18 protein-coding genes and 2 pseudogenes are annotated in these 21332 nt (G+C 65.0%); 5 read left to right on the forward strand and 15 right to left on the reverse strand.

Annotated features, from left to right (window positions below; genetic code table 11):
• Nucleotides 1-8: 8 nt before the first annotated feature.
• The gene (locus ACFXN1_RS33795; protein ID WP_379444990.1) at nt 9-1337 is read right to left on the reverse strand and encodes a protoporphyrinogen/coproporphyrinogen oxidase; all 1329 of its coding nucleotides are present in this window, start codon (nt 1335-1337) and stop codon (nt 9-11) included.
• Between the two features lie 305 nt (nt 1338-1642).
• Between ACFXN1_RS33795 and ACFXN1_RS33800 the strand changes: the two genes are divergently transcribed.
• On the forward strand, nt 1643-2278 hold the full coding sequence (locus tag ACFXN1_RS33800) for a TetR/AcrR family transcriptional regulator (RefSeq protein WP_379444992.1): 636 nt from the start codon (nt 1643-1645) through the stop codon (nt 2276-2278).
• A 268-nt stretch (nt 2279-2546) separates the two neighbouring features.
• Here the strand turns inward: ACFXN1_RS33800 and ACFXN1_RS33805 are convergent, their stop codons facing one another.
• Nucleotides 2547-3539 carry a hypothetical protein gene (locus ACFXN1_RS33805; protein WP_379444993.1) on the reverse strand — a complete coding sequence of 331 codons (993 nt, stop codon included), beginning with the start codon at nt 3537-3539 and terminating at the stop codon, nt 2547-2549.
• A gap of 31 nt (nt 3540-3570) precedes the next feature.
• Nucleotides 3571-6189 (reverse strand): PEP/pyruvate-binding domain-containing protein, encoded by a 2619-nt coding sequence (locus ACFXN1_RS33810; RefSeq protein WP_379463754.1) that lies wholly within the window; start codon nt 6187-6189, stop codon nt 3571-3573.
• 127 nt (nt 6190-6316) lie between these two features.
• Here ACFXN1_RS33810 and ACFXN1_RS33815 point away from each other — a divergent pair, with 127 nt between their 5' ends.
• The gene (locus ACFXN1_RS33815) at nt 6317-7000 is read left to right on the forward strand and encodes a TetR/AcrR family transcriptional regulator (protein ID WP_379444994.1); all 684 of its coding nucleotides are present in this window, start codon (nt 6317-6319) and stop codon (nt 6998-7000) included.
• A 285-nt stretch (nt 7001-7285) separates the two neighbouring features.
• Here ACFXN1_RS33815 and ACFXN1_RS33820 read toward each other — a convergent pair whose 3' ends face one another.
• The 3 genes from ACFXN1_RS33820 to ACFXN1_RS33830 form a co-directional block, all read right to left on the reverse strand.
• Entirely contained in the window at nt 7286-8149 is an 864-nt protein-coding gene (locus ACFXN1_RS33820) for an MHYT domain-containing protein (RefSeq protein ID WP_379444996.1), read from the reverse strand.
• A gap of 19 nt (nt 8150-8168) precedes the next feature.
• Complete coding sequence (locus tag ACFXN1_RS33825; RefSeq protein ID WP_379444997.1) at nt 8169-9866, reverse strand: hydrogenase maturation protein; 1698 nt, start codon at nt 9864-9866, stop codon at nt 8169-8171.
• A 597-nt stretch (nt 9867-10463) separates the two neighbouring features.
• On the reverse strand, nt 10464-11003 hold the full coding sequence (locus tag ACFXN1_RS33830; protein WP_379445004.1) for a transposase family protein: 540 nt from the start codon (nt 11001-11003) through the stop codon (nt 10464-10466).
• Here ACFXN1_RS33830 and ACFXN1_RS33835 point away from each other — a divergent pair.
• Complete coding sequence (locus ACFXN1_RS33835; protein ID WP_379445005.1) at nt 10977-11246, forward strand: hypothetical protein; 270 nt, start codon at nt 10977-10979, stop codon at nt 11244-11246. The two genes, ACFXN1_RS33830 and ACFXN1_RS33835, sit on opposite strands and share 27 nt — an antisense overlap.
• 51 nt (nt 11247-11297) lie before the next feature.
• Here ACFXN1_RS33835 and ACFXN1_RS33840 read toward each other — a convergent pair whose 3' ends face one another.
• The 4 genes from ACFXN1_RS33840 to ACFXN1_RS33855 form a co-directional block, all read right to left on the reverse strand.
• Nucleotides 11298-11912, reverse strand: a complete 615-nt coding sequence (locus tag ACFXN1_RS33840; RefSeq protein ID WP_379444998.1) for a TetR/AcrR family transcriptional regulator — start codon at nt 11910-11912, stop codon at nt 11298-11300.
• 112 nt (nt 11913-12024) lie between these two features.
• Entirely contained in the window at nt 12025-12963 is a 939-nt protein-coding gene (locus tag ACFXN1_RS33845) for a hypothetical protein (protein ID WP_379445000.1), read from the reverse strand.
• Nucleotides 12960-15227, reverse strand: coding sequence for a PEP-utilizing enzyme (locus ACFXN1_RS33850; RefSeq protein ID WP_379445001.1), 2268 nt, complete (start codon nt 15225-15227; stop codon nt 12960-12962). Before ACFXN1_RS33850 ends, ACFXN1_RS33845 begins: the two co-directional genes overlap by 4 nt.
• A gap of 15 nt (nt 15228-15242) precedes the next feature.
• Nucleotides 15243-16154 (reverse strand): hypothetical protein, encoded by a 912-nt coding sequence (locus tag ACFXN1_RS33855; protein ID WP_379463755.1) that lies wholly within the window; start codon nt 16152-16154, stop codon nt 15243-15245.
• 360 nt (nt 16155-16514) lie between these two features.
• On the opposite strand from ACFXN1_RS33855, the gene ACFXN1_RS33860 reads away from it, so the two are divergent.
• Nucleotides 16515-18020: a pyruvate, phosphate dikinase gene (locus tag ACFXN1_RS33860; RefSeq protein WP_379446313.1), complete on the forward strand. Its 1506-nt coding sequence runs from the start codon at nt 16515-16517 to the stop codon at nt 18018-18020.
• Between the two features lie 65 nt (nt 18021-18085).
• Here ACFXN1_RS33860 and ACFXN1_RS33865 read toward each other — a convergent pair.
• The 5 genes and pseudogenes from ACFXN1_RS33865 to ACFXN1_RS33885 all read right to left on the reverse strand — a co-directional run.
• Nucleotides 18086-18307: pseudogene (locus tag ACFXN1_RS33865) on the reverse strand (transposase); the annotation flags it as partial.
• A 231-nt stretch (nt 18308-18538) separates the two neighbouring features.
• Nucleotides 18539-18748 (reverse strand): annotated as a pseudogene (locus ACFXN1_RS33870) (3-hydroxyacyl-CoA dehydrogenase); the annotation flags it as partial.
• Nucleotides 18749-19239: 491 nt separating this feature from the next.
• A complete protein-coding gene (locus tag ACFXN1_RS33875; protein WP_379446312.1) occupies nt 19240-19851 on the reverse strand; it encodes an ATP/GTP-binding protein in 612 nt (203 codons plus the stop codon).
• Nucleotides 19832-20209: a DUF742 domain-containing protein gene (locus ACFXN1_RS33880; RefSeq protein WP_379446311.1), complete on the reverse strand. Its 378-nt coding sequence runs from the start codon at nt 20207-20209 to the stop codon at nt 19832-19834. Before ACFXN1_RS33880 ends, ACFXN1_RS33875 begins: the two co-directional genes overlap by 20 nt.
• The gene (locus ACFXN1_RS33885) at nt 20206-20646 is read right to left on the reverse strand and encodes a roadblock/LC7 domain-containing protein (protein ID WP_379446309.1); all 441 of its coding nucleotides are present in this window, start codon (nt 20644-20646) and stop codon (nt 20206-20208) included. The genes ACFXN1_RS33880 and ACFXN1_RS33885 overlap by 4 nt, the downstream gene beginning before the upstream one ends.
• A 373-nt stretch (nt 20647-21019) precedes the next feature.
• Here ACFXN1_RS33885 and ACFXN1_RS33890 point away from each other — a divergent pair.
• On the forward strand, nt 21020-21332 hold a 313-nt coding region (locus ACFXN1_RS33890), incomplete at its 3' end, for a hypothetical protein (RefSeq protein ID WP_379463756.1).

The following is a 21332-nucleotide window of genomic DNA, read 5'->3' on the forward strand; positions in this document are numbered from 1 at the left end:
CAGCTTCCTCAGCACCCATCGAGGGTCACCTTCCCGACCTTTTTCTGGGCGGCCAGCCGTCGGCCCGCCATGGTCCCGCTCACCAGCGCACCATTTACTCCCGGAATCGGGCCCAAGTCGCCGGCGAGTTGGACCCGTGCGTCGGGATCGACCGACTTCATAAAGCGGTCGACCGCCTTGAACCGGCCCTTCTTCATAATCGGCACAACCTCCCGCCACCGGCCGATCTCCACATGCTCGACTGCATCGGAGAGGTCACCGTAGTAGGGCGCCACGAAGCGAAGGACCTGCTCGAGAATCTCCTCCTCGGGCGCCTCTAGATACTCCAGGCACCATTCGTGGCGGCAGAAGACAGTAATCATGCCCTTGCCTTCCGGTACCCGATTGCCCGCCTTGAAGTGGTCGACGATCACACCGCACATATCGGGCTGCTCCCGCGGGGAGCACATGATGTAGGTCGCCGGGTTCGCCGGCTTGCACGACAACGCGATATGGGTGTTGACGCTGCAGATGTAGTTGGTCTGCTCGTAGTATTCGCGCGCAAATCCGTCCAGCTGTGGATAGATCTCCAGCGCCTTGGCCGTCGTCGCCGTGATGACGGCGTTGTCGAAAAGTTCTGTGCCGCTGTCGGTTTCGATCTCGACACCGCCGCCGGTGTCGGCAACGTGGCGAACAGGCGTAGAGAGTCGCATGTTGATGCCTGCGGCCATGGCCCGCGGCAGCGCGTCCATACCCCCGTCAAGGCCGTAGAAATAGGGCACGAAGAAGTTCTTCAACGTCCACAGCAACTGGCCGTAGCTGGCATAGGACGGATCACTCAGCCAGGGCCCGCGCACGACGACCGCGCCGATGTAATCCAGCAGGTCTTGGTTGAGCTCGCGACGGCACCAGGACTCAACGGTGTCGGTATCGATCTGCGCGACACCGGACGCATCGATGTAGTTGAGGTCTTTCCAATGCCGGGCGAGCTGCCAGATCAGCTTGCCGAGCCGGATTTTGTTCGCGGTCGACAGGTACTTGGTGCCGCCGACCGTCCGGACCGGCTTGGACAGATCGAGATAGTGCAGTTCCCCGTTGCGCGGCATGGCACCGTAGGCCGGCACTTTGGTCATCTGCTTCGTCAGGCCGACCTCGCGCATCATATCGGTGGCTTGGTGATAGCTGCCGAGGTAGATGAATGCACCGACGTCGAACTGGAAGCCATGATGCCGCACCGTTTTGATGCGCCCGCCGATATAGTCAGCCGCTTCGAACACGACGGCCTCACCACCGGCCTTCGTGATTTCGCGGGCCGCGGCAAGTCCCGCGATCCCGGCTCCAACTACTGCAGTTCTCATCGCTTCACTCCGCTTGGGTACAGGGCAGCCCTGAGCACGGGGCCACACTGGTAGCTCGGGTACGAACGCTCTTGGACGTCGGGTCTGCTGACATGACGGCCGGCGAACGTGTTCGGCGAGGTGTATCCGATAAGCATCGCCACCTGCACGATGCCGCTGACCGCCAGGACGCGAATCGCCGACCTGATCCAGTGCGCCCATCGCCACCTACACGGGACAGATTAGCACTCTCTAGAACAGAAGTTCATAGTTTGAACGAAGATTCATACTTGGTTCACTGGTTCAGATGTCGGTACGCTGGCGCTATGGCCCACCCGACGTCGCGCCGCGATCGCAAACGCTCACGCATCCGCAATGAGCTGGTCACCGCAGCGCGAAGCCTCATCGCCGAAGGCGGGGTCGCAGATCTACGCGTCATTGACGTCACCGAGCGCTGCGACGTCGCACTCGGATCCTTCTACAGCCACTTCAAGACCAAAGACGACATCATCGACGCAGTTGTCGAGGAGACCGTGACCTCGCTCGCGGACACCATCGGCGACGTCGGCGATCGACTCGACGATCCGGCGGAAGCTCTGAGCGTCGGCGCTCGCAGACTCGTGGGTCTCTGCCAGACCGATCCCGTATCAGCGCAACTGCTCGTCCGTCTCGAGGATGCCGAGCCCCGGTTCGAGCAGATGATCTGGGTTCGTGCCGAACGGATCATGCGCCACGGCGTGGAAACGGGCCGCTTCCGGGTCGAGGATCCGACATTGGCGTTGACGATCGCGATCGCGGGCGTACTCGCGGTCATCCGTGGTGTGGTCGACGGACGGCTGGACCGTGATATCGATGCGGAGGCCGCCTGCGCCGCGACGATCCTACGAGCCGTCGGGATCGATCGGGACGAGATTTCAGCAATCGTCTCGCGTCCACTGCCTTCCTTCGACGACCTGCGCTGACGCCCGTGACCCGAGCACCAGGAACATCACACCGATACACCATCAGCAGAGTTGACGCGCGCCGCAAACCGCTGCGCACCACCTCCACCGGCCAGATCCGGCGCCCGGACATCTCGCCGTTGAGGTCCCCTCGAACTGCCCATCGACGGGCAGTCGCTGACCGCTGGGATGTGGCCGCGGTGGTGGTTCCAGATTTGCCGCGTCGACTGCGACGCCCCAACGATCAACCCGATGCCCGGTTACCGACGCAAACTACCTGGGAAGGGCATTAGATCCGCGGCGACTCCGCGCGAAGCCGTCGCATGAATGTGCGCGAATGGTGCAGCGGCCAGTAGTCCTGGCCCTCGCCGAGGGCGATCTGCCCGTCCAGCTCCCACTCCACGAGGGACCAGAAGGTCATCAGCCACGAATAGCCTTGCCAGTTGAGCATGTTGCGCACCCGGCCGGTTGCTTCCAGACGGCGGCCCAACGAGTCGATGGCGGAGATCCGATAGCACACCGGACGACCCGTGGCATCACGTTCGGTCACCGCGATCGTGCTGGCCGAGCCCTTGACGATATCGCCATACTCGCCGTCCTTGAGGTAGTAGCCGATGATGACGTCCTCGGCGGTGCCGAGCACCGGGTCCTCGTCGGGCTTACGGAAGCTGACCGCGAGGGCGTGGAAACTGCTCGTCTCGCCGACTCCCCAGATCATCTGGCCACGCGGGTTGTTGACGATGTTGCGCACCCCCCACGAGCGGTCGCGCTGCGCGACGCAGTCGACCTCGATGACCTCACCGTCCAGTGCCAGCGTTCCGGTCATCCGTCCCAGCTGGTCGTAGTGGCCCTTGCCCCACTCCTCGAGCCCGCCGGGCATGCCCGCGTCGTGTGGCGGACGATCGGCGGTGAAAACGAGGTCGAGCGCGACGTCGGCATTGAACGCGTTCTGCCCGCGGTAGGTGAACCGGTACCGACGCAGCGGTTCGAGCAGCTCGACCCGCAAGCCGTTATCGAGCGCGAAGTCGAACATTTCCGCGCCCTCGGGCGTCCGGTATGCCTCGCCCCAGTCGTAGAGCAGGCAGTCGTAGTTCTCGCTGCCCGACGGGTCCCAGGCTGCGACGCCGGCGACCGTGTAGCCGACGTTCGGCCGGTGGTACAGGTACACGAAACCGGCGATGTCGCGCTCGGGAACCATGAACGAGAACCAGCTGGCCTCGTTCCAGAACGGCTCGTCGGCCGGCCGGGGGTGAAAGTAGTCATCCTGCGGCGTGATGGCCATAGGGGTACCTCTCCTGTTCGATAGTTGAAAATCAGCTCGTGCGCTGCAGAACTGTCACGGTGCCGGTCGTGCCGTCGACGCGCACGCGGTCACCGGTACGCAGCACGCTCGTGCCGTTGCCGGTATTGACCACACACGGGATACCGAGCTCACGCGCGACAACCGCCGCGTGACTCAACGTGCCACCGATATCGACCACCAGCGCAGTGGAGACGAACATGACCGACGCCCACGACGGGTCCGTCGTCGCCGCCACCAGCACCTCCCCCGGCTCCACCTCCGCGAAACTCGGGTCCGTCACCACCCGCGCCACGCCCTCGACCACACCCGCACTCGCCCCGATCCCGCTCAGCCGGTTCGAGACGACGGTCTCGGAAGTGCGGTTCGCGATGGTGGGCTCGGGGCAGCCCCAGAAGGCCACCGGAAGGTCGTAGCTCCGGTAGAGCCGCTGCTCTGCCCGGCGCTGTGTGATGAGTTCGCGTGCGTCGGCCGGGATCGTCCCAGCGATCTCGTCGGCCGTCAGGTACATGACGTCGTCGATCTCGTCGATCGCTCCGTGAGCGACCAGGAGTGCGCCGATGCGTCTCGCCGCTGCCCGGGCGATGTCGAGCGAACGCAGGAAGCTGGCCTTCCCGATGCCGCGCATCGGCATGTTGCGCCGGGCCAGCTTCAGGATCAGCCGCGCCTTGACCCTGCCGAGCGGACCGGGCACGCGCGCGAGCAGTTCTTCCTCCGCTTCTCGACGTTCCGCAGCCCGGCGCTGCGCCGCGATCCGTGGGTCCTTGTCGTCGGCCTGCTCGCGATACAGTGCGGCGAGGCGACGAATCGGGGTGGGGTCCTCACGCCAAACAGTGCCCGCGATGTCCCCTTCCATCGTGCCGTGGAACCCGTGACGCCGCAGGAATTCCTCCTCCTCGAGGCGGCCGCGGCCGAGATCCCAGATGTCGGCGATGACCTCGATCTCACTGTGGTCCCCGCTGCCTGCCGTGAGCCGGCCGAAGGACTCATCCATGCCGACCTGGCTGACGAGCTTGCGAAGTGCGTCGAAGACCGGCGGGATACCGAGGATGTTGGCCTGCGCCTGCAAGGCAGTGGCCGCGTGGAATTGTTTCGTGGCGTCACGGAACTGCGCCTGAGCGTCGGCGAGGTCCAGGTGGGGGGTGCGGGCCAGCTCACGGGTCCACCAGGCGGCGACCTCATGGTTCTTCTCGACCAGGGCAGTTTTGGTTCGGATGAAGTTTCGCGGCATGTTCCACGCGACATGTGGATAACGGCGTTTCGTCGAGTTTCGACGCATGCCAGCGGGAACCTCGCCCAGCAGCTGTTCAGCAAGCATGTCCCCGCTCGCGCCGGGGATGCGTTCGCCCATTTCGTAGAAGGCGCTGACGGAAGCCACCGCACGTCCGTAGGCGATCTGGATTATCCGCTCGTGGGGCTCGTCCGGCACATCAGCCTTGGAACGCTCGAGCACACCCATCTGGACGAAGCCGTACCGGGCTGCGATCTCCGCGCCGGGCCCCCACACCGACCAGGTCAGCGGGGCGAGGACACCCGGGGCCGCCTCGCCGAGGTTGGCGGTGGAGTAGTACTGCTCCGGATCGAGGTCGCCGTGCGTCGTCGTCGGCGTGGCGCGCACAGCGGTCGCGGCGGGGGCCGGTCGGTTGCTCCACACCGTTTCGGGACGAGCCTGCAGCAGCAGGATTTGTCCGTCCCGTGCGACCGCCCACTCCACGTCCATAGGCTGGCCGAAGGCCCGTTCGATCTCGACGCCGAGCCGCGCGAGCGCCGTGGCCTGGTCATCGTTCAGGCTGGGCGTACTGCCGACACCGGGATCGAGCGGCTGCCTGGTAACCCTGCCTACCAGCTCGTCGAAGGCATGCTGGTGGGTCTGCTCGCTGATCTGACGCTCACGAAGCGCCAGGCCATCCTTCGCGAACCAGAACCGGTCCGACGACACATCGCCGACGACGACTCCCTCACCCAAACCGTGGGCGGCCTCGACGAAGATCTGCTCCCGGTCGCCGGAGACGGGCTCGAGGGTCATCATCACGCCACCGGCAGCCGCCTCGACCATCCGCTGCACGACTACACCCATTGCGACGTCCGACGGCGGGATGCCGAATCGCGCACGATACCCGATGGCACCGGCGTTGTAGAGGCTCGCCCAGCAGCGCTTGACGTGCTCGTGCAACGCCTCGACACCCTGGACCCACAGGTATGTGTCGTGCTGACCGGCGAACGAGGCCGCCGCCGTGTCCTCGGCGATGCCGCTGGACCGCACCGCGACCGGTCCCTCGCCGAGAGCTGCGTAGGCGGTCTCGATGGCGGCGGCGAGGTCGTCCGGCAGCTCGACCGCGGTGAACATGTCCCGGATCCGGGCCGACTTTGCCTCGTCGCCGAGAGCCGCGTCGGCAAGGACCTCGACGATGGGTGCATCGATCCCGGTCGCGGCCAACGCAGCACGGTAGGCGTCCGCCGTGATCGCGAACCCACGGGGCACCGGGAGGCCGAGCTCGATGAGCGCATGCAGACCCTTGGTCTTGCCTCCGACCTGCTGGGCGCGTTCGGGGGAGCACTCCTCGAGCGGCAACACGTACGGGCTCGCAAGCGCCGAGTGGTCGACCGCGTCCTGGTGTGTGCCTCCGGTCATGCTTTGTCCCTTCCTCCTCTGCGCCGAGTGTGGCGCCGTTCACACGGAACTCTACACACTGTGTAGAGATAGGGGAAGAAATCCACTGCTACTACGATGGACGGGCCATCCGCAGACGAGGAGCCACATGCAGTCGCGCCGTCAACACCGCACGCCGCCCGGCCCGAAACCCAGCCTGACTCAGGACGAGATCATCGACGAGGCCCTGCGATTGCTCACCGCTGAGGGACCCGAAAACCTCTCGCTGCGCCGCCTCGGCTCGCGGCTCGGCGTAACCGCTCGCACCCTTTATGGCTACTTCAGCTCCAAGGACGCTCTAGAGGCCGCTCTGGTCACTCGCGTTATGCCGGCACCACCACCGATCGACAGCGGTGAACCGTGGCACACCCAGCTGCGCACCTACCTGCTGCAGATCCACGACGCCTTCGTCGACCAGCCCGGCGCCGCACGACTGTTCGCCGCGCGTTCCGCGCGCAGCACCGCCATGGACCGAGTGCGCGAACACCTGCTGACGTTACTTGTTACCGCAGGCCTGCGTAACGACGACGCGATCGCAGCCGTCGGCACGCTGAGCCGCTACCTCATCGGCAGCGTCGTCATCGAGGCCGAACGGCGCGCACCCACCCAGGAGGCCGAGACCGGCCGGTTCGCCGGCCTCTCGGCTGACGAGTTCCCGGTGCTGTCCCACTTCGCCGACGAGTACGCTGCCCGCAACTCCTATGAGTCCACGCACTACGGGCTCGACCTCATTCTGCTCGCTCTGCGGAACCTCGCCGAGCGCGAGACCGGGGCGCCGGCAGCCCTACCGTGACGGTGCTACCTGTGCTTGCTGTGCCTACCGCTACTCGGCACCGGCCTGCGACTGGGCGAAGGAAGGGCTGGCGGTTCGGTGGTGCGATTGCGATGTCACGGAAGAAGAATTCGGCGACACGCTCGTCGGCCGTATCGTGCCGAGCGGATCCCCATCCGATCGAAACGCCGACCGACATCGAACCGTGTGGGCCAGGCGCCGACCGTGCCGGACGACACATCGTTCAGTTCCGCCGCGGTTGTCGGAAGGTCTCCCCAACGGGGACGGACCCGCTCACCGTATCCGTTACTGCGCCAAACGCCGACGTCGACCGGTTCCTGTCCTTGTGACCGTCTGATCAGTGAGGGGCCGGGACTCTCCGCTGCCAGGTTTGTTCATCGGCCAATGTGCCGGGGAATCCCTTTCCAGCGAATGAAGTTCGCGCCGAGTCGGTGCCTCGATCTCAGCAAGACCCACAAGCAACATCAGGCTCATCATGACCACGGAGACAGTCAGCATGAGGGGCATCAAGAGCGACGTCGATTCAACTCCGGTGACCATCGCGGTGTAATCGGCGTGGTGCGCATGCATCGAAGCCATTGCTGTGTAGTGCATACCGCATACAGCGAAACCCATGACCAATCCAGCGATGACGGTAGCGACGATCCCACGCACGTGCAGAATGAGCCACAGTGCCGCGGTGGCAGCAACAATCGCAATCACAATCGATAACGCCACCAGTGTTCGTTTGTACTCGATATGCGCACTCGTGTGCATCGCAAACATACCCAGATAGTGCATAGCCGCAACGCCGAGGCCGGTGAGAACCCCACCCAGCGGAAGTGCGACGACCTCGCGCTGCCAACGCACAACGATCGACAGCCCGGCCCAGACAACCACGACAGCGATCACCGCACTCAGCGCAGTCATTGGAATGTCGAACCGAATGATCACCCCCTGGATACCGAAGCCCATCATGGCGGTGAAATGCATAACCCAGATGCCACAACCACCCAGAGCGACAGCCGATGCGGCGAGCCAGCCTCCCGGGCGGCGCGAGATTCTGGCGTGCGATGCACAGCGTAGGGCAAGCACTGATCCCGTGACAGAAAGAATGAAGGCGAAGGCAGGAATACCCCATCCGTGTACGAAATGATTGATTGACAGCACAGCTACTCCGTTGCGTGAGTTATCCGAGAAGGTGAGCGGGCGTCGCCGTGGGGCAAATCTTCGTCACGAAGTCGCGCCGCAGCCGGTGATACGGTTCGCCCGGGCCGTAGAACTGCCGGTACATCCGATCGAGCTCCTCGGATCGATAGGCAGCCAACGGTTTTGCCGCTTCGTCCGCAGCTCGCCGCTGCTTCTTTTCGATAAGGCGGTCTGTCAACGCCGGTTCAGCTGCTGCCAGGGCGGCGGCTTCCCGGCGCACCCAAGCTCGGAACTCTGCGGCGTCGCCCGCTACTACACGGTCGACCAGTCCGAGCGCCGCCGCCGCGCAGGAACCGACCGGGAGGGCTTGCTGGATCAGGCGCTCTGCCTGCACCGCGCCGACACGACGCGGTAGCGAGTAGGTCCAGTACTCCGAACCGTACAAACCCATCAGCCGGTAGTGCGGATTCAACACCGTGGACTCGCGGCACCAGACCTCGTCAGCGGCGAGCGCCAGCATGACTCCACCAGCAGCGGCGTTTCCGGCGAGCGCCGAGATCACCAACTTGTCCGTTGTGGTGAGGATGGCCTCCACCACATCGTCGATCGCATTGATGTTGTCCCAGGACTCCGCGGCCGGATCGGCGGCTGCCTCGATCACATTGAGATGGATGCCATTGGAGAAGAAATCGCGGGGCGACCCTAGTACGAGCACACTCACCGGTCGAGCCCGCGCGAACAGGTACGCCTCGAGCAGGCGCCGACACTGATCGGTGCTCATCGCACCACCGGCATAAGCGAATTCGAGGTAACCGACATCCTCATACTCGGAGTACCGCAGTTCGGACCAGGTATCGCGAGTGGCCGCCTCGACTGCCGTGACCGACACTTCCGGCACACCGGCCAGCAGGCCGGGGTCGATCACGTCGGTCGCCGGCCGTCTGAAAGTCGCTGGGCCACCGGGCATTCGGCGAGCACGCAGTTGGGGCAGCCATACCGCACCGTCCACGGTGGCCCGACAAATCGCACGGTTACGCGTGGCGAGGACCGCGCCCGGAATCCCGCGCAGCTGATCCTCGTTATGCCCACCGTGCACGAAGTATTCGTGCCCGAACAACTCGTCCAATACGCCGGGTTGAGAGTCGGCCGCGCGCAGCTTGCTCAGCACGTCAGCGGTACTGTCGTGCGCCCAGTCGATCCGGCGAAACTCTTGTGCGTGAAACGGGCGCTGCTGCCCGGCAACGTCATCGCGCTGGTAGTCGAGCGGTTCGGGCTCGAACCCTCCCTTCGCGAAACGCTCGACAGCCAGGTGCACGGCTCGCATGGCCGCGTCGGCAACCTCGGTCCGATACAGTTCGCTCTTCCCACAAGGCCGCACTGGAAAAGATTCCGACGCCCAGATCGGACCCGCATCCATCTCTGCGACAGCCTGCAGGACAGTGACGCCCCACTCCTCGGCACCGGTGCCGATGGCCCAATCCAGCGATGACGGACCACGATCACCCTTTGGCCCCGGATGGACGATCAGGACGGTGTGCTCGGACCAGATGCTTTCTGGCACAACGGCTGTCAACATGGGCGCCAGGATCAAGTCCGGCCGAAATCGAGCCACCCCCAGACACAACGCCTCGCCATCGATGGCCAACTCGACACCAACGTAATGGCCCCGCTGCCGCAATTCGGTGTGAACACGCTGCGTGAGACTGTTGAATGAGCTGGCGACCAGCAAGATTCGCATTGCCTACCTCCATCATGGCACAAACCGGGCAACAGACCGGAAAAGGTTCATACTGAAACGCGAACGGAAATCGATACATACAGACCGCGGGACACCGCGTAAATGCCAATCGGGCGCCAAGCCTTCCGCTTTTGCCGTTCCCGCAGGGCAATCCTCATCGTCCACCCTTTGCCAAATGCATGTCAGGCGCGGCATGCGACTGAGCCCCGAAACAGCCCACGGTTCACGGAGTTTCGGCCGTCCGGCCGCGACGTCGGACAACAAACTTCGTCAGGTAGCGCCCGGGAGCACCAGCCGACAAACGGGAGCAGATGCAGAGGCCGGATCCAGGTAGTTGCGCAACGGCCGGGGGTACGCCGCAGACGGCTTACCGCCGAAATCGTTCATCCCGGCCGGGAGCCCGTCCGGGTGGTCGAGGGCATACCGGACTTCGGCCGCTATGTCGGCCTTTGGCGACCCGTCGACGACCGGCTCGGAACGTTCGTTCACAAGTGGGAAGCAGGGCGCACAGAGGCCCGACACTGGCGCCGCGGCAATGTAGTACCCGCACGCCGGGCCGACCCTTTGCACGCAGAGCAATATTCAGCGGAAACAAAACTACTCCTTGACCAGGATCCACGGGAGCGTCGTCACCGTCGGGATGCCGGTGCCTAGATGCTTGCATGGAACAGAGCTCGATGTCAACGATCGTTCTCGTTCAAAGATGGCGCCAACGTCCATCGAACCTCGAGAGCTGCAGAGCCTCGGCTGACCGATCGAGCCATCCGGCTGACCGCGGCTGCCAGATGCCGAGTCGTCCGGGCACCCGGACGACCGCCCAAAGCGAGCGCGACGGCACACAGCAGGTGTTGCAGGATGGTGGTGGACGAGGTGCCGTGCTGCCAGCCGTGGCACCTGTTCGGCGAAAGTCCTTCTCCCGCAATCGGAGTTGTCGCAGAACAACCGCCTGGCCCGCAACCGGATCATCACCTCCCTGCTGGTGATCGCGGTATCGGACAATCGGCGTCCGTAGCGACTATGGACTCGGCGGGACAACGTGCCACACCCTGGGCACGCAGCCGGCTCGTCACCGGTCCTCGCGTCGATTCGTACCCAGGCCCCTGCCGAGTCGTGACCGTCGATCTGCAGCCCATCCACATGCGTGAACAGGACCGCCGTCAAGCCTCAAGCTGGCCCAGATACAACTACTCGGTCCACAAACGCCGCGAGGTCCGCGTATCCGTCTCGACCGCACGCGCCATTGGCCATGTGAGACAGCTTGGTTCGCTCGATCTGCACCTGCTCGATACCGAAACGTCCACTACGTCACTGCATATCGGCGCGATCACGCTGCTCGACTCGGCCGTGCCTCGGCCGCGGCCTGATACCGCCGCCCCATAACCGCCCCGCTGAGCATCGCTCGTATTCGACTGCGTGGCAGATGATCCGCACTCAGGCGGGGTGGTTGGCGATCCCTTCGAGCAGGAATCGAAAGCCCGAGGCGAAGGTTTGCATCGTGGTGCGCTCGGGATAGGCGAGCAGCGCCTCGGCGAGATACGGGTGAGTGCGCACGTTGACCTCGGCAAAGTCGTTATCGGTGGCGCCGCTGCGATGACTGGCCGCGGCGAAGCCGAGAGTGAACGAATACAGCATCGCCAGCGCGTGCACCGACTGCGCGGGCGTGTAACCGGCGGTGCGCAGAATGCGGATCACCTTCTCGCGGATCAGATTGATCGTCGGCCCATGCGCCGAACGCAACACCAGCAATTCCCGGATACCCGGCCGGTCCTCCAGACCGAGCAGGATCTTGGTGAAGATCGTCGTGATCTGTTCCTCCCACGGCGCCGATTCATCAGTGCTCAGATCGAGTTGACTCAGTGCCAGGTCGGCCACGCCGTCGAGGAGCTCTTCCTTGGTACGTATGTACCCGTAGAGCGTCATCGCGCCGACCTCGAGATCGCGCGCCAGGGCTCTCATGGTGAGCGTGTCGATACCGTCCCGCTCGATGTACCGGGCGGCCGTGGAAAGGATCCGCTCACGGGTGAGAGCGATCTTCGATCTGGTCATGATCAAGTCCTCGGTAGGGTCTTCTGCCCGGCCCGGGGCGAAGGGAGCCGTTCGAGCTCGGCGGACGCTCCCCTCACCCACGGTGCACGGGCTTCTCGAGTGGCGCGGGATATCAGCCGGAGGCGAACCGGCGACGGAAACCGGCGTACTGGACGCTCTGCAGGTCTCCGGTCCCAGTGCGGCCCAGGTAAGTCCACTCCATCTGAGTGAACTCCGTGACCATGTTCGGCCAGATGCTGAACGGCAGACTCGCGCGCCGCACGCCCGAGAGCCGGTGCGAGTGCCCGGCCTCGTCGTCGAGGCGAACCGTGGCGGTCACCGGACAACCGTCGTCGGCGTAGACGATCTCCAGCTCGAGCGAGGTCACCGCGCGCGCCTGCCCGTCGGCCCAGACATAGCCCCACTGCAACGGATTCGGCATCGCGGCGTCGGCATCGAAACCGACGATATGGAATGCCAGGTCGTCGCCGAACACCGCCGCGAGCCAATTCACGGCCGGTACCGGATGCGGCATCTCCGATCGAGGTCGGCCCCAGCTGCGGTCCCGGGTGAACCAGCCGTCGACCGTCAGTTCCTCCTCGCCGAGGACGAGCCGGCCGCTGGTGCGCATCGCCTGGCACAGATGGCCCGGCGCCGGGGCGACGGCCGGCATGATCGAAGTCAGCGCGACATCGAAAGATGCCGTGTCGTCGGGAGCGCGGTAGGACAGCTCGATCCGATGCAACGGATCCACCACGTCGATCTCGACACCGGTGGGGAGACCGAACCGGCGCCCGTCGCCCTGCGGATGGGGCAGATGAGATCGGAAGTCGACGACGTCGGCGTGCAGCGGGTCGCGCCGGTCGCCGCGGAAGACCAGCACACCACCGCTCGCGGTGCCCAGAACCGGGTGGAACCAGTGGAAGACCTCGACGTTGAGGCGTTCGGACGGGATGTTGAAGCCGAGATACATAGTCTCGACCAGCTCGAAATCGGTTCCGGTCGCAGGATGCAGCGCGTCATCCTCGGGGCCGGCGTGCCACAGGGTCGGGGTCGATGAGGTGGATTTCATTGCGCCCTCCCGGCGGCCGCCTCGGAAATACGGGTGTGACCGGTGATCTGAATCAATTCCTCGTGCAACTCGAACCAGACCGTGTGGTAGCTGTCGATCAGCGGACTGAGCAGCCAGTCATCATCGCCTGCTTCGACTTTCGCCATCGCCTCGGCCAGCCGGTGGCGATAGCGCTGCAGGCGCGGAGCGAGGGTGCCGACGCGGTCCAGGATGGGCATGACGCGCTGGTGGGTCTCGGCGAGGTCGGCCCGCACGGCGTTGTCGTAGGTGGCGTCGCAATGGTCGTTGGCCTCACCGTCGCGCTGCTGCCAGCGGGTAACGATCGCCTTGAAGTCGCCGTTGACCTCGGTGAACCGTTCGTACTCCACGGCCATCGCCGCGCCGTCGACTCCTGATCGTTCGGCGTATAGCAACTCCTCGAGCGCCTGGCGGCCGGCGGGAGTGATCCGCGCCCCGCGCGGGCTGACCTTGATCGCGGCGGCCGTTCGCAAGGTATCCAGTGCGGCTGCCACCACGATGGACCCGTGCCCCAGCACCGTCGCCAGGGTGTCCGCGGTGACCGAACCCTTGAGCCGGATCACCCGGAGGATCGCCAGATGCGCGGTGAGATCCGCGAATTCGGTGACCGCCTCGGCCTGGTCGCGGGCCGTGGCGACCGGCTGCGCCCGCTCCAGGACGGTGACCACGCCGCCGTCGCCGTCGACCCGCACCAGATCACCGGTCCGGAGCCGGCGGGTCACCTGGCCGGCGTTGATCACGCACGGAATGCCGATCTCGCGGGCCACGATCGCGCCGTGGCTCATCTGCCCGCCGATTTCCACGACGACCGCGGCGGCGACCTGGAAGTACGAGGCCCATCCGGGATCGGTTGTGCGGCACACCAGTACCTCGCCGGGCAGCAGATCGTCGTCGCCGGCCTCGAGCATGACCCGGACCCTGCCCTCGACGGTTCCGGCCGAGGCGCCGATGGCCTCCAGTACCGAAACATCGCCCTGGTCTTCGGGTTCGGTGGCAGCGACATCACCGACGAACCGCGACGGAATCTCGAGTGACAGATACCGCTCACGGTCGGCGCGACGGACACCGGCCAGCGCTTTCGCCTCGGCCGGGGGCGCGAGCAGCTCCCGGGTGGTGAGGTAGAAGATGTCGTCGGCCTCGGCGAGTGCATCCGCGGCGACCAGGTGTGTGCCGAGGGCACGGGCAGCGGCGCGGGTCACGTCCACGGTCCGCAGCATCGCGCCGCGCCCGACTTCACGTAGCGCCATATAGGTGCGCGCCTGTCCCAGCAGCACCGGCAGCACCCCGCGAACGAGGCGACCGCTGCCCGCGACCAGGCGATGCTCAGCGTCGGCCGCCGCCGCCCGCTTACGCTCCTGCAGCGCTGCCGGAGAAGCGTCGTCGCCGAGCGTTCGGTAGGTCGCGATCAGCCGTTCGAGCGGAGCGGAGTCCTCCCGCCAAGACCGCGACGACAGCTCGCTCTCCCCCGGGCCATGGAATCCGTGCGCCCCGACGAAGTCGGCGAACCGGCGTTGGCCGTGGACGACCTCCCACAACTCGGCCACGGTCCGAGCCTCGGGCGACTCTCCGCCGGTCACGGCGGTGGCCGCCAGCTCGACCTGACCGCTCTGTTCGGCGACCTTCCGCACCATGTCGAATACGCCTTGGCCGATCATCGTATTGATCACATGCTCGGTGGTGACCGCAGCCATCCGCGCGTACGCTTCCGCGAGCAGTGCCACGAGACCGTCGGGCGAGGTGGGCAGGTGGGTCACCGTTTGCCGCCACCACGCGTCCGCCTCGGCCTCGAGACGATAGATGGCGCGACGGGCCCGGACTGCGGCGACCGGCATCTTGCCCGCCACGATCGGATAGCGCGACAGCACGCTGGTCGCGGATGTCTCGGGCAACGCACCGCCGAAGTAGGCCTCCTCGATCGAATCCGAGGAGGAACCCGGCATGCAATTCGCCACGTGACCGAGCAAGGACACGTTCAACGCCGCACGGCCGTACCAGATGTTGAAGAATCGTTCGTCGATCGAGTCCGGAATCGCGACCTGCGAGCGGCGCAGGCCGCCGATGGCCGCGCAGCCCTGGCGGGTCGCCCATTCGAACGAGGCGCCACAGATCGACCACGTCAAGGGCGTCGGAACGCCTGGGAAGACCTCCCCGGCGTTCACGGTCGTCCACACCGTTCCGGAATTCTCATATGGATTGTGCAGCGGATCGCCCCCCGCACGCTCCATCCATTGGGTGTCGAATGTCATGGCAGTGGGCCGCTTTCAGAAGAGGGTGCGCAGAATGCCGTGCTCGACCAGACCGAACCCGGCCGATCCCCCGGTGATCCGGAAGTCGTCGAACTCCTCGACCACGCTGAAGGCCGGGCCCTTGGCGCGGACCGGTCCCATCGGCACGTAGTGGTGGGCCTTGACGCTTCCCCGCTCGACCTCGATGACCTCGCCCGTTGCGGTTGTCACGGTGAACGCCGCGGTCAATCCGTTGAAGTCGCGCACGACGGACACGTCGACGATCTTGTCGAAGTCGTTCTCGCGCAGCACCATTCCGTCCACCCGGACGCTGCCGTCGGGCTGGCCCATCTTGAACACGCTGATGTCGTAGTCCTCGAAACACACCAGCGCCGCGAAGTACTGGGTGAAATTCAGCGCTTCGGCGCGGAAGCCCCAGCCGCGGTCACGCCAGCCGAGACCGTCGAATGCGTGCGTCTGGCCCTCGAAGGTGACCGTGCCGGTGATGAAGGCACTCTGATGAAAGTGGTTGAAGAACGAGCCGTCCAGGGCCGGAACGATGCCGCCCTGGCTGTAGTCGGCGACGTGGAACCGCGGGCGCGTGACGAATTCGATCTTCACCTCCGGATGATCGATGCCCACCTCCGGCCCCAGATCGAAGCGGATGGTCTCGCTGCTGTAGCCCTGCTGACCGATCTTCAGCGGCTCGATAACATCGATGGTCCGGCCCTTGACCGTGACCGACAACTGGCCGTAGATCGCGGCCGGATCCGACGGGTTCGGGGAGGTCGACCAGTGGAACAGGCCGTAGATCTCCGCCTTTTCGTCCCAGAAACCCAGATAGGCGTTGTCCTTCCACTGGTGCGGCTCGGTGGGGACATCGGTGCGCGTGGGGGTGCTCAGCTCGGCCCATTCGATCGTGGACGCGTCGCGCTGGGTAGTGGTCACTGAATCTCCTAGTCACAGCAGGGTGAGAACGCCAGAATCCATGCACCGTACGTTGTACGGGCGGCGTATTGCCGAGTTTATGATCCAATCCGTCTCAAATCAACGGTTTTCGCGAAATCGATTGCCCGCCAGGCCGGACAGCGGCGTTTCCACAGGTTGCCGGGCTCATTTATGAGCTGATCTATCTCGTTATTGACAGTTCCGGCGATGCGTTACTACCCTCACATCGAACTCTTCTTGTGGGCCGCGCCACATCTGCGGGCCATCTCCACCTCGATCGAGAGATCAGCTCATGACTACCGAAATTCCAGTGCCGCAGGAAGGTCGGCCCGCGGGCCGAGCGACCGTGAGGCGGGCGCAGTGACGACCGTGACCGCACCCGACGTCATCCTGCTCGACGGCACCACCGGCCTGGGCCGGGACGTTCTCGGCGGCAAGGCATTCAGCATCGAACGAATCCGATCCCTCGACATCCCCGTACCACCGGCCTTCGCGCTGACCACCGGCGTCTGCCGCCGGTACTACGCCGAGGGCTCCGTCGGCGTCCCGATCGACGTGTGGCCACAGGTGTCCGCGGCCCTGGCCGAACTCGAAGCCGTCACCGGCCGCACATTCGGCGGCGGCAACCGGCCGCTGCTGGTCTCGGTGCGTTCGGGCGCAGCGATCAGCATGCCCGGCATGATGGACACCGTCCTGAACCTCGGCACGACCGACCAGGTCCAGCAGGCCCTCGCCCACGAATCCGGGGACGCCGAGTTCGCCCGCGACACCCGACACCGATTCACCGAACAGTTCACCAAGGTCGTCGGCACACCACCGCCGGACGACCCCTGGGAACAGCTCCGGCTGGCCGTCACGGCGGTGTTCGACTCCTGGCAGTCACAGAGAGCCGTGGAATACCGTGCCCGCCAAGGGATCAGCGGTGACGGTGGCACCGCGGTCACCGTGCAGGCCATGGTATTCGGCAACCTCGACGAGAATTCCGGCACCGGGGTCCTGTTCACCCGCAACCCACTCGACGGCAGCCAAGAGCCGTACGGCGAATGGCTGCGCCGGGGTCAAGGCGAGGATGTGGTCTCTGGCCGCGCGAACGCCAAGCGGCTCGACGACCTGGCGCTGCAGATGCCGCAGATCCACGCCGAACTCCTCACGGCCGCACGCAGACTCGAGGCCGCCGGACGCGATGTACAGGACATCGAGTTCACCGTGGAGAGCGGCCGGCTGTGGCTGCTGCAGACCCGATCTGCTAAACGCACCCCCGAGGCAGCCGTGCGCCATGCGGTAGCACTGGCCGAGGACGACCTCATCGCGCGCACCGAGGCGCTGGACCGCATTACCCCGGCCCAGATCGAGGCGATGCAGCAGCCTCGGATCGACCCCGCACAGGCCGCGACGGCGATCGTCCTCGCACGCGGCAAGCCGGCCTGTCCGGGCATCGGTATCGGACGTGTGGTCGTCACCGGCGACGACGCCGAGACCCACGCCGACGACGGGGAGGACGTGATCCTGGCCCGCCCGACCACGGACCCCGACGACGTCACCGCGATGTCGCTCTCACGAGCGGTGCTGACCGAGCACGGCGGATCGACCTCCCATGCGGCGGTGGTGTGCCGGGAGATGGCGGTCCCCTGCGTGGTCGGCTGCGGCGAGGGAAGCCTGAGCGGGCTCGAGGGGCGCATCGTCACCGTCGACGGCGCGACCGGACTCGTCTACGACGGCGCCATGCCCGTCCAAATACCCAGTGCGGCGACGGATCCAGACCTGGCTACGCTGACCCGATGGGCGGCCGAGGCGACCGCCGAGAGCGGCTCGCTGACGACCTTGTTGGATGCGTACCACACCGGACGCGGGAACGCTGGTCGCTGATCGGAACCGGATACAGACACGGGCAGCGCACCTCTCAGCGCCCTGCCCGTGTCCGAGCGGCAGGCCATGCGCAGTTCCCGGTTCTCGCGTTCCAACTCCCGCAACTGCGCGCGCTCCGACATCCTCAACGGCTCATCGGCGACCGGATTCTTCTTCCGATGTGCCGCAACCCAATTCGTCAGCGTCCCGGAGTTGATACCCGAATCGCGAGCGACCTCCGCGATCGATCTCTCCGATGATTCGAGCACCATTTTCACGGCCTCGTTCTTGTACTCGATGCCGGACAGTCAGCTGATACGCCGTGAGATCGGCATCTGCACAGGCCACCCAGCAATCGAACGCCGCGCGACAGGCCGCGAGCGTGCCGCGACCGATGACCACCACAGCACGTCAGCCTTGGAACCGAAGTAGCGGAAGAAGGTTCGCCGACTGACCCGGCTTCGGACGAAATCTGCTCCACAGTGGTGCCATCGAACCCGCGATCGCCGAATAGCCGCAGGGCGATAAGCTCGATCGTGTGCCATCCGGATCGCGGCGTCGAGCCGGATGGTCTCGCCATTGAGCATGCCATTGTCGATGATGGCCAATGCCAACTTGGCGTACTGGTCCGGATCGCCGAGGCGGCTGGGGTGCGGCACGGTCTTGGCCAAGGAACCACGTACATCCTCCGAAAGCCGCGCGAGCAGCGGAGTGTCGAAGGTTCCCGGCGCGATGGTGCGCACCCGGATGAAGGTTACGAGCTCGGAATCGAAGGCGGCATAGTGGAATTCATGATCGTCGCCTATGCGACGGGTGCGCGGATCAAATACCTGCGTGGGACCTCGACGCCGCACGGCAACGCTTGAAAGGAGGGCGCACAGACCGCACGGACACTCGCCCTCCCCAGGCTGTCGGCCCGAATCGCCAACGAGCAAATCCGGCTCGGTTTCCGGACGACAGCAACTGAATCCGAGGTCGGCGGCAACGATGGCATCGCCACACTCACCGCTGAGCTCGTCGCAGACTCGGCGATCCGAGCACTGCTCAACGATGGAAGTCCGAGCCGGATTGTCGCCGCGTGCGAGCGGGCAAGAGAGTTGCGGTCATCGATCGATGGCACCCGCCGTCCGCGGGCTGCACTCTGGTTCGAGAACTCGAACGCGATCTCCGCGAAGGCAACTGGCAGGACTCGTGGCCGACGGTCCCCCGAGCGTTCCCGATCGCCGTACTGGAGAGCTGATCACGCTGACGGCTCGTAGCCACGCGCGACAGCGACTGTCATCAGGTGTTCGAGGAGTCGGATCAGAACACGCTTGGCAGACTCACGATTTCGGACATCGCATAGATGTATCGGAATATGGTCGGCAATATCCAGTGCCGCCCGGATTTCATCTTCCAGATAGATATCCGCACCATCGAAGCAGTTGACCGCGACGATGAACGGAATGCCACGCGACTCGAAGAAATCGACTGCGGCAAAGCAATCCTGAAGCCGCCGAGTGTCAACCAGTACGACCGCCCCGACGACACCCACCGACAGCTCGCGCCACATGAACCAGAACCTGTCCTGCCCCGGTGTGCCGAAGAGGTACAGAACCGCGTGCGGTGCGATCGTTATCCTGCCGAAATCCAGCGCGACAGTAGTCGTGGTCTTGGTTTCGACCCCGGTCAGATCGTCCACCGTCGAACCGATGTCGGTCAGCAGTTCCTCGGTGCGCAGTGGAGGTATCTCGCTGACCGAGTTCACCAATGTCGTCTTGCCGACTCCGAATCCGCCGGCGATCAAGAACTTGACCGCCTCCAACCCGGAAAGCCCTGGCGCACTGTGGCCCTCAGATGTTGCGTACGCCATCGAGCACCGCCTCGAGCAGCCGGATGTCAGGACGATCGGTGGCCCATGTCGGAGATCTATGCAGTAGATATCCCGCACTGATCAGGTCGCTGACGAGCACCTTGACCGACGCCAACAGCAAGTTCAGCCCAGCGGCGATCTCGGCGATGGACAGTGGCCGCGCCTGGCACATCCGCAAAATCTCTCCGTACTCCCGATCCAGCATCGAAACCTCAGCGGCCTGCCCCACGGCGACGACCAATGTGATGATGTCGAGGTCATACATTCCTCGCCCGGCCCGGCCCCTGGTCACCACAAAGGGGCGAACCAGCGGACCGGGGTCCTCGTCGAACCAGGAACTACCGTCGTCGCGGCTCATGTCGTGTAGTACGCGTGCGAATCGCCGGGCAGCACGCGCGGGCTCGCCGACAGACTGTCGCCGACCTGCTGCACGATCACGTTCATCTCGTACGCCACCATGCCGAGATCGGCATGCTCCGATGCAAGCAGCGCCAGACACGCGCCCGTTCCGGCTTCCGTCACGATCAGGTAGCCGCGGTCCAGTTCCACGACCGTCTGCTGCACCTGCCCTTTGCCGAACTGGTTGCCGACACCGCGAGCCAGGCTTCCCAAAGCCGATGCCATCGCCGCGAGATGTTCGGAATGTTCTCTGATCAACGCTCTCGAATGCGCGACCACCAGGCCGTCCGCCGAAAGCACCACCGCATTCTCGGCCCCCGGCAGTCGGTTCACAAGATCGTCCAGAAGCCAACTCAGTTCATTTCCCGCAGTCGCTGTTTCAGCATTGTCAGTCATATCGACCATCCGTTTTTGTTCATCGCGTTGCACCGAAATCACGCCCCTGCCGCGTGCCATGCTGGAGGGACTGCATCTTGCTCCGAGCCTCGTCGGGACTCCGCAGCCGACGAGGCTCGGCGGATCCCGTTCCCGCAGTGACCGATTCGACAAGATCCTCACGCAACTGCGGTGCGAGATGAGTCTGACGCTGCCGACGCGGTAGCGGCGCCTTCGATTCCCTCGGCTGCAACCGCGAAACATCCGTTTTCGGTTGCGCACTCGGCTCTTTCCGAGGAACCGGCGGCTCCACATGCCACGACGAGACAATCTCTGGCACCACCGTTCTCTCCCGCGACACCGCGGCGGGCGACGAGACCGGATCCGAGCGATAGTGCCGTCCGATGGGTCGAACGACCTCTCCCGCAACCGGATCGACGGCTGCCGGTTCGCCGCCGCCGGTCCGATCGAGAAGATCGGTCGGCATGAGCACAATCGCCTTGACGCCGCCGTATGCGGACTCCAGCAGATTCACCGTCACATCGTGACGTTGCGCCAGCTGCCCGATCACGAAGAGCCCCAGGTGCCGGTGCCCGTCCAACGCCATCGCCTGGAAGTCGGGCGGGTCACGCAGCAGGTCGTTCAACCGTTCGCGCTCCTCGAATCTGATACCGAGACCTTGATCCTCGATCTCGACGACGAGTCCC

Source organism: Nocardia sp. NPDC059154 (assembly GCF_042755705.1).
Classification (GTDB): Bacteria; Actinomycetota; Actinomycetes; order Mycobacteriales; family Mycobacteriaceae; genus Nocardia.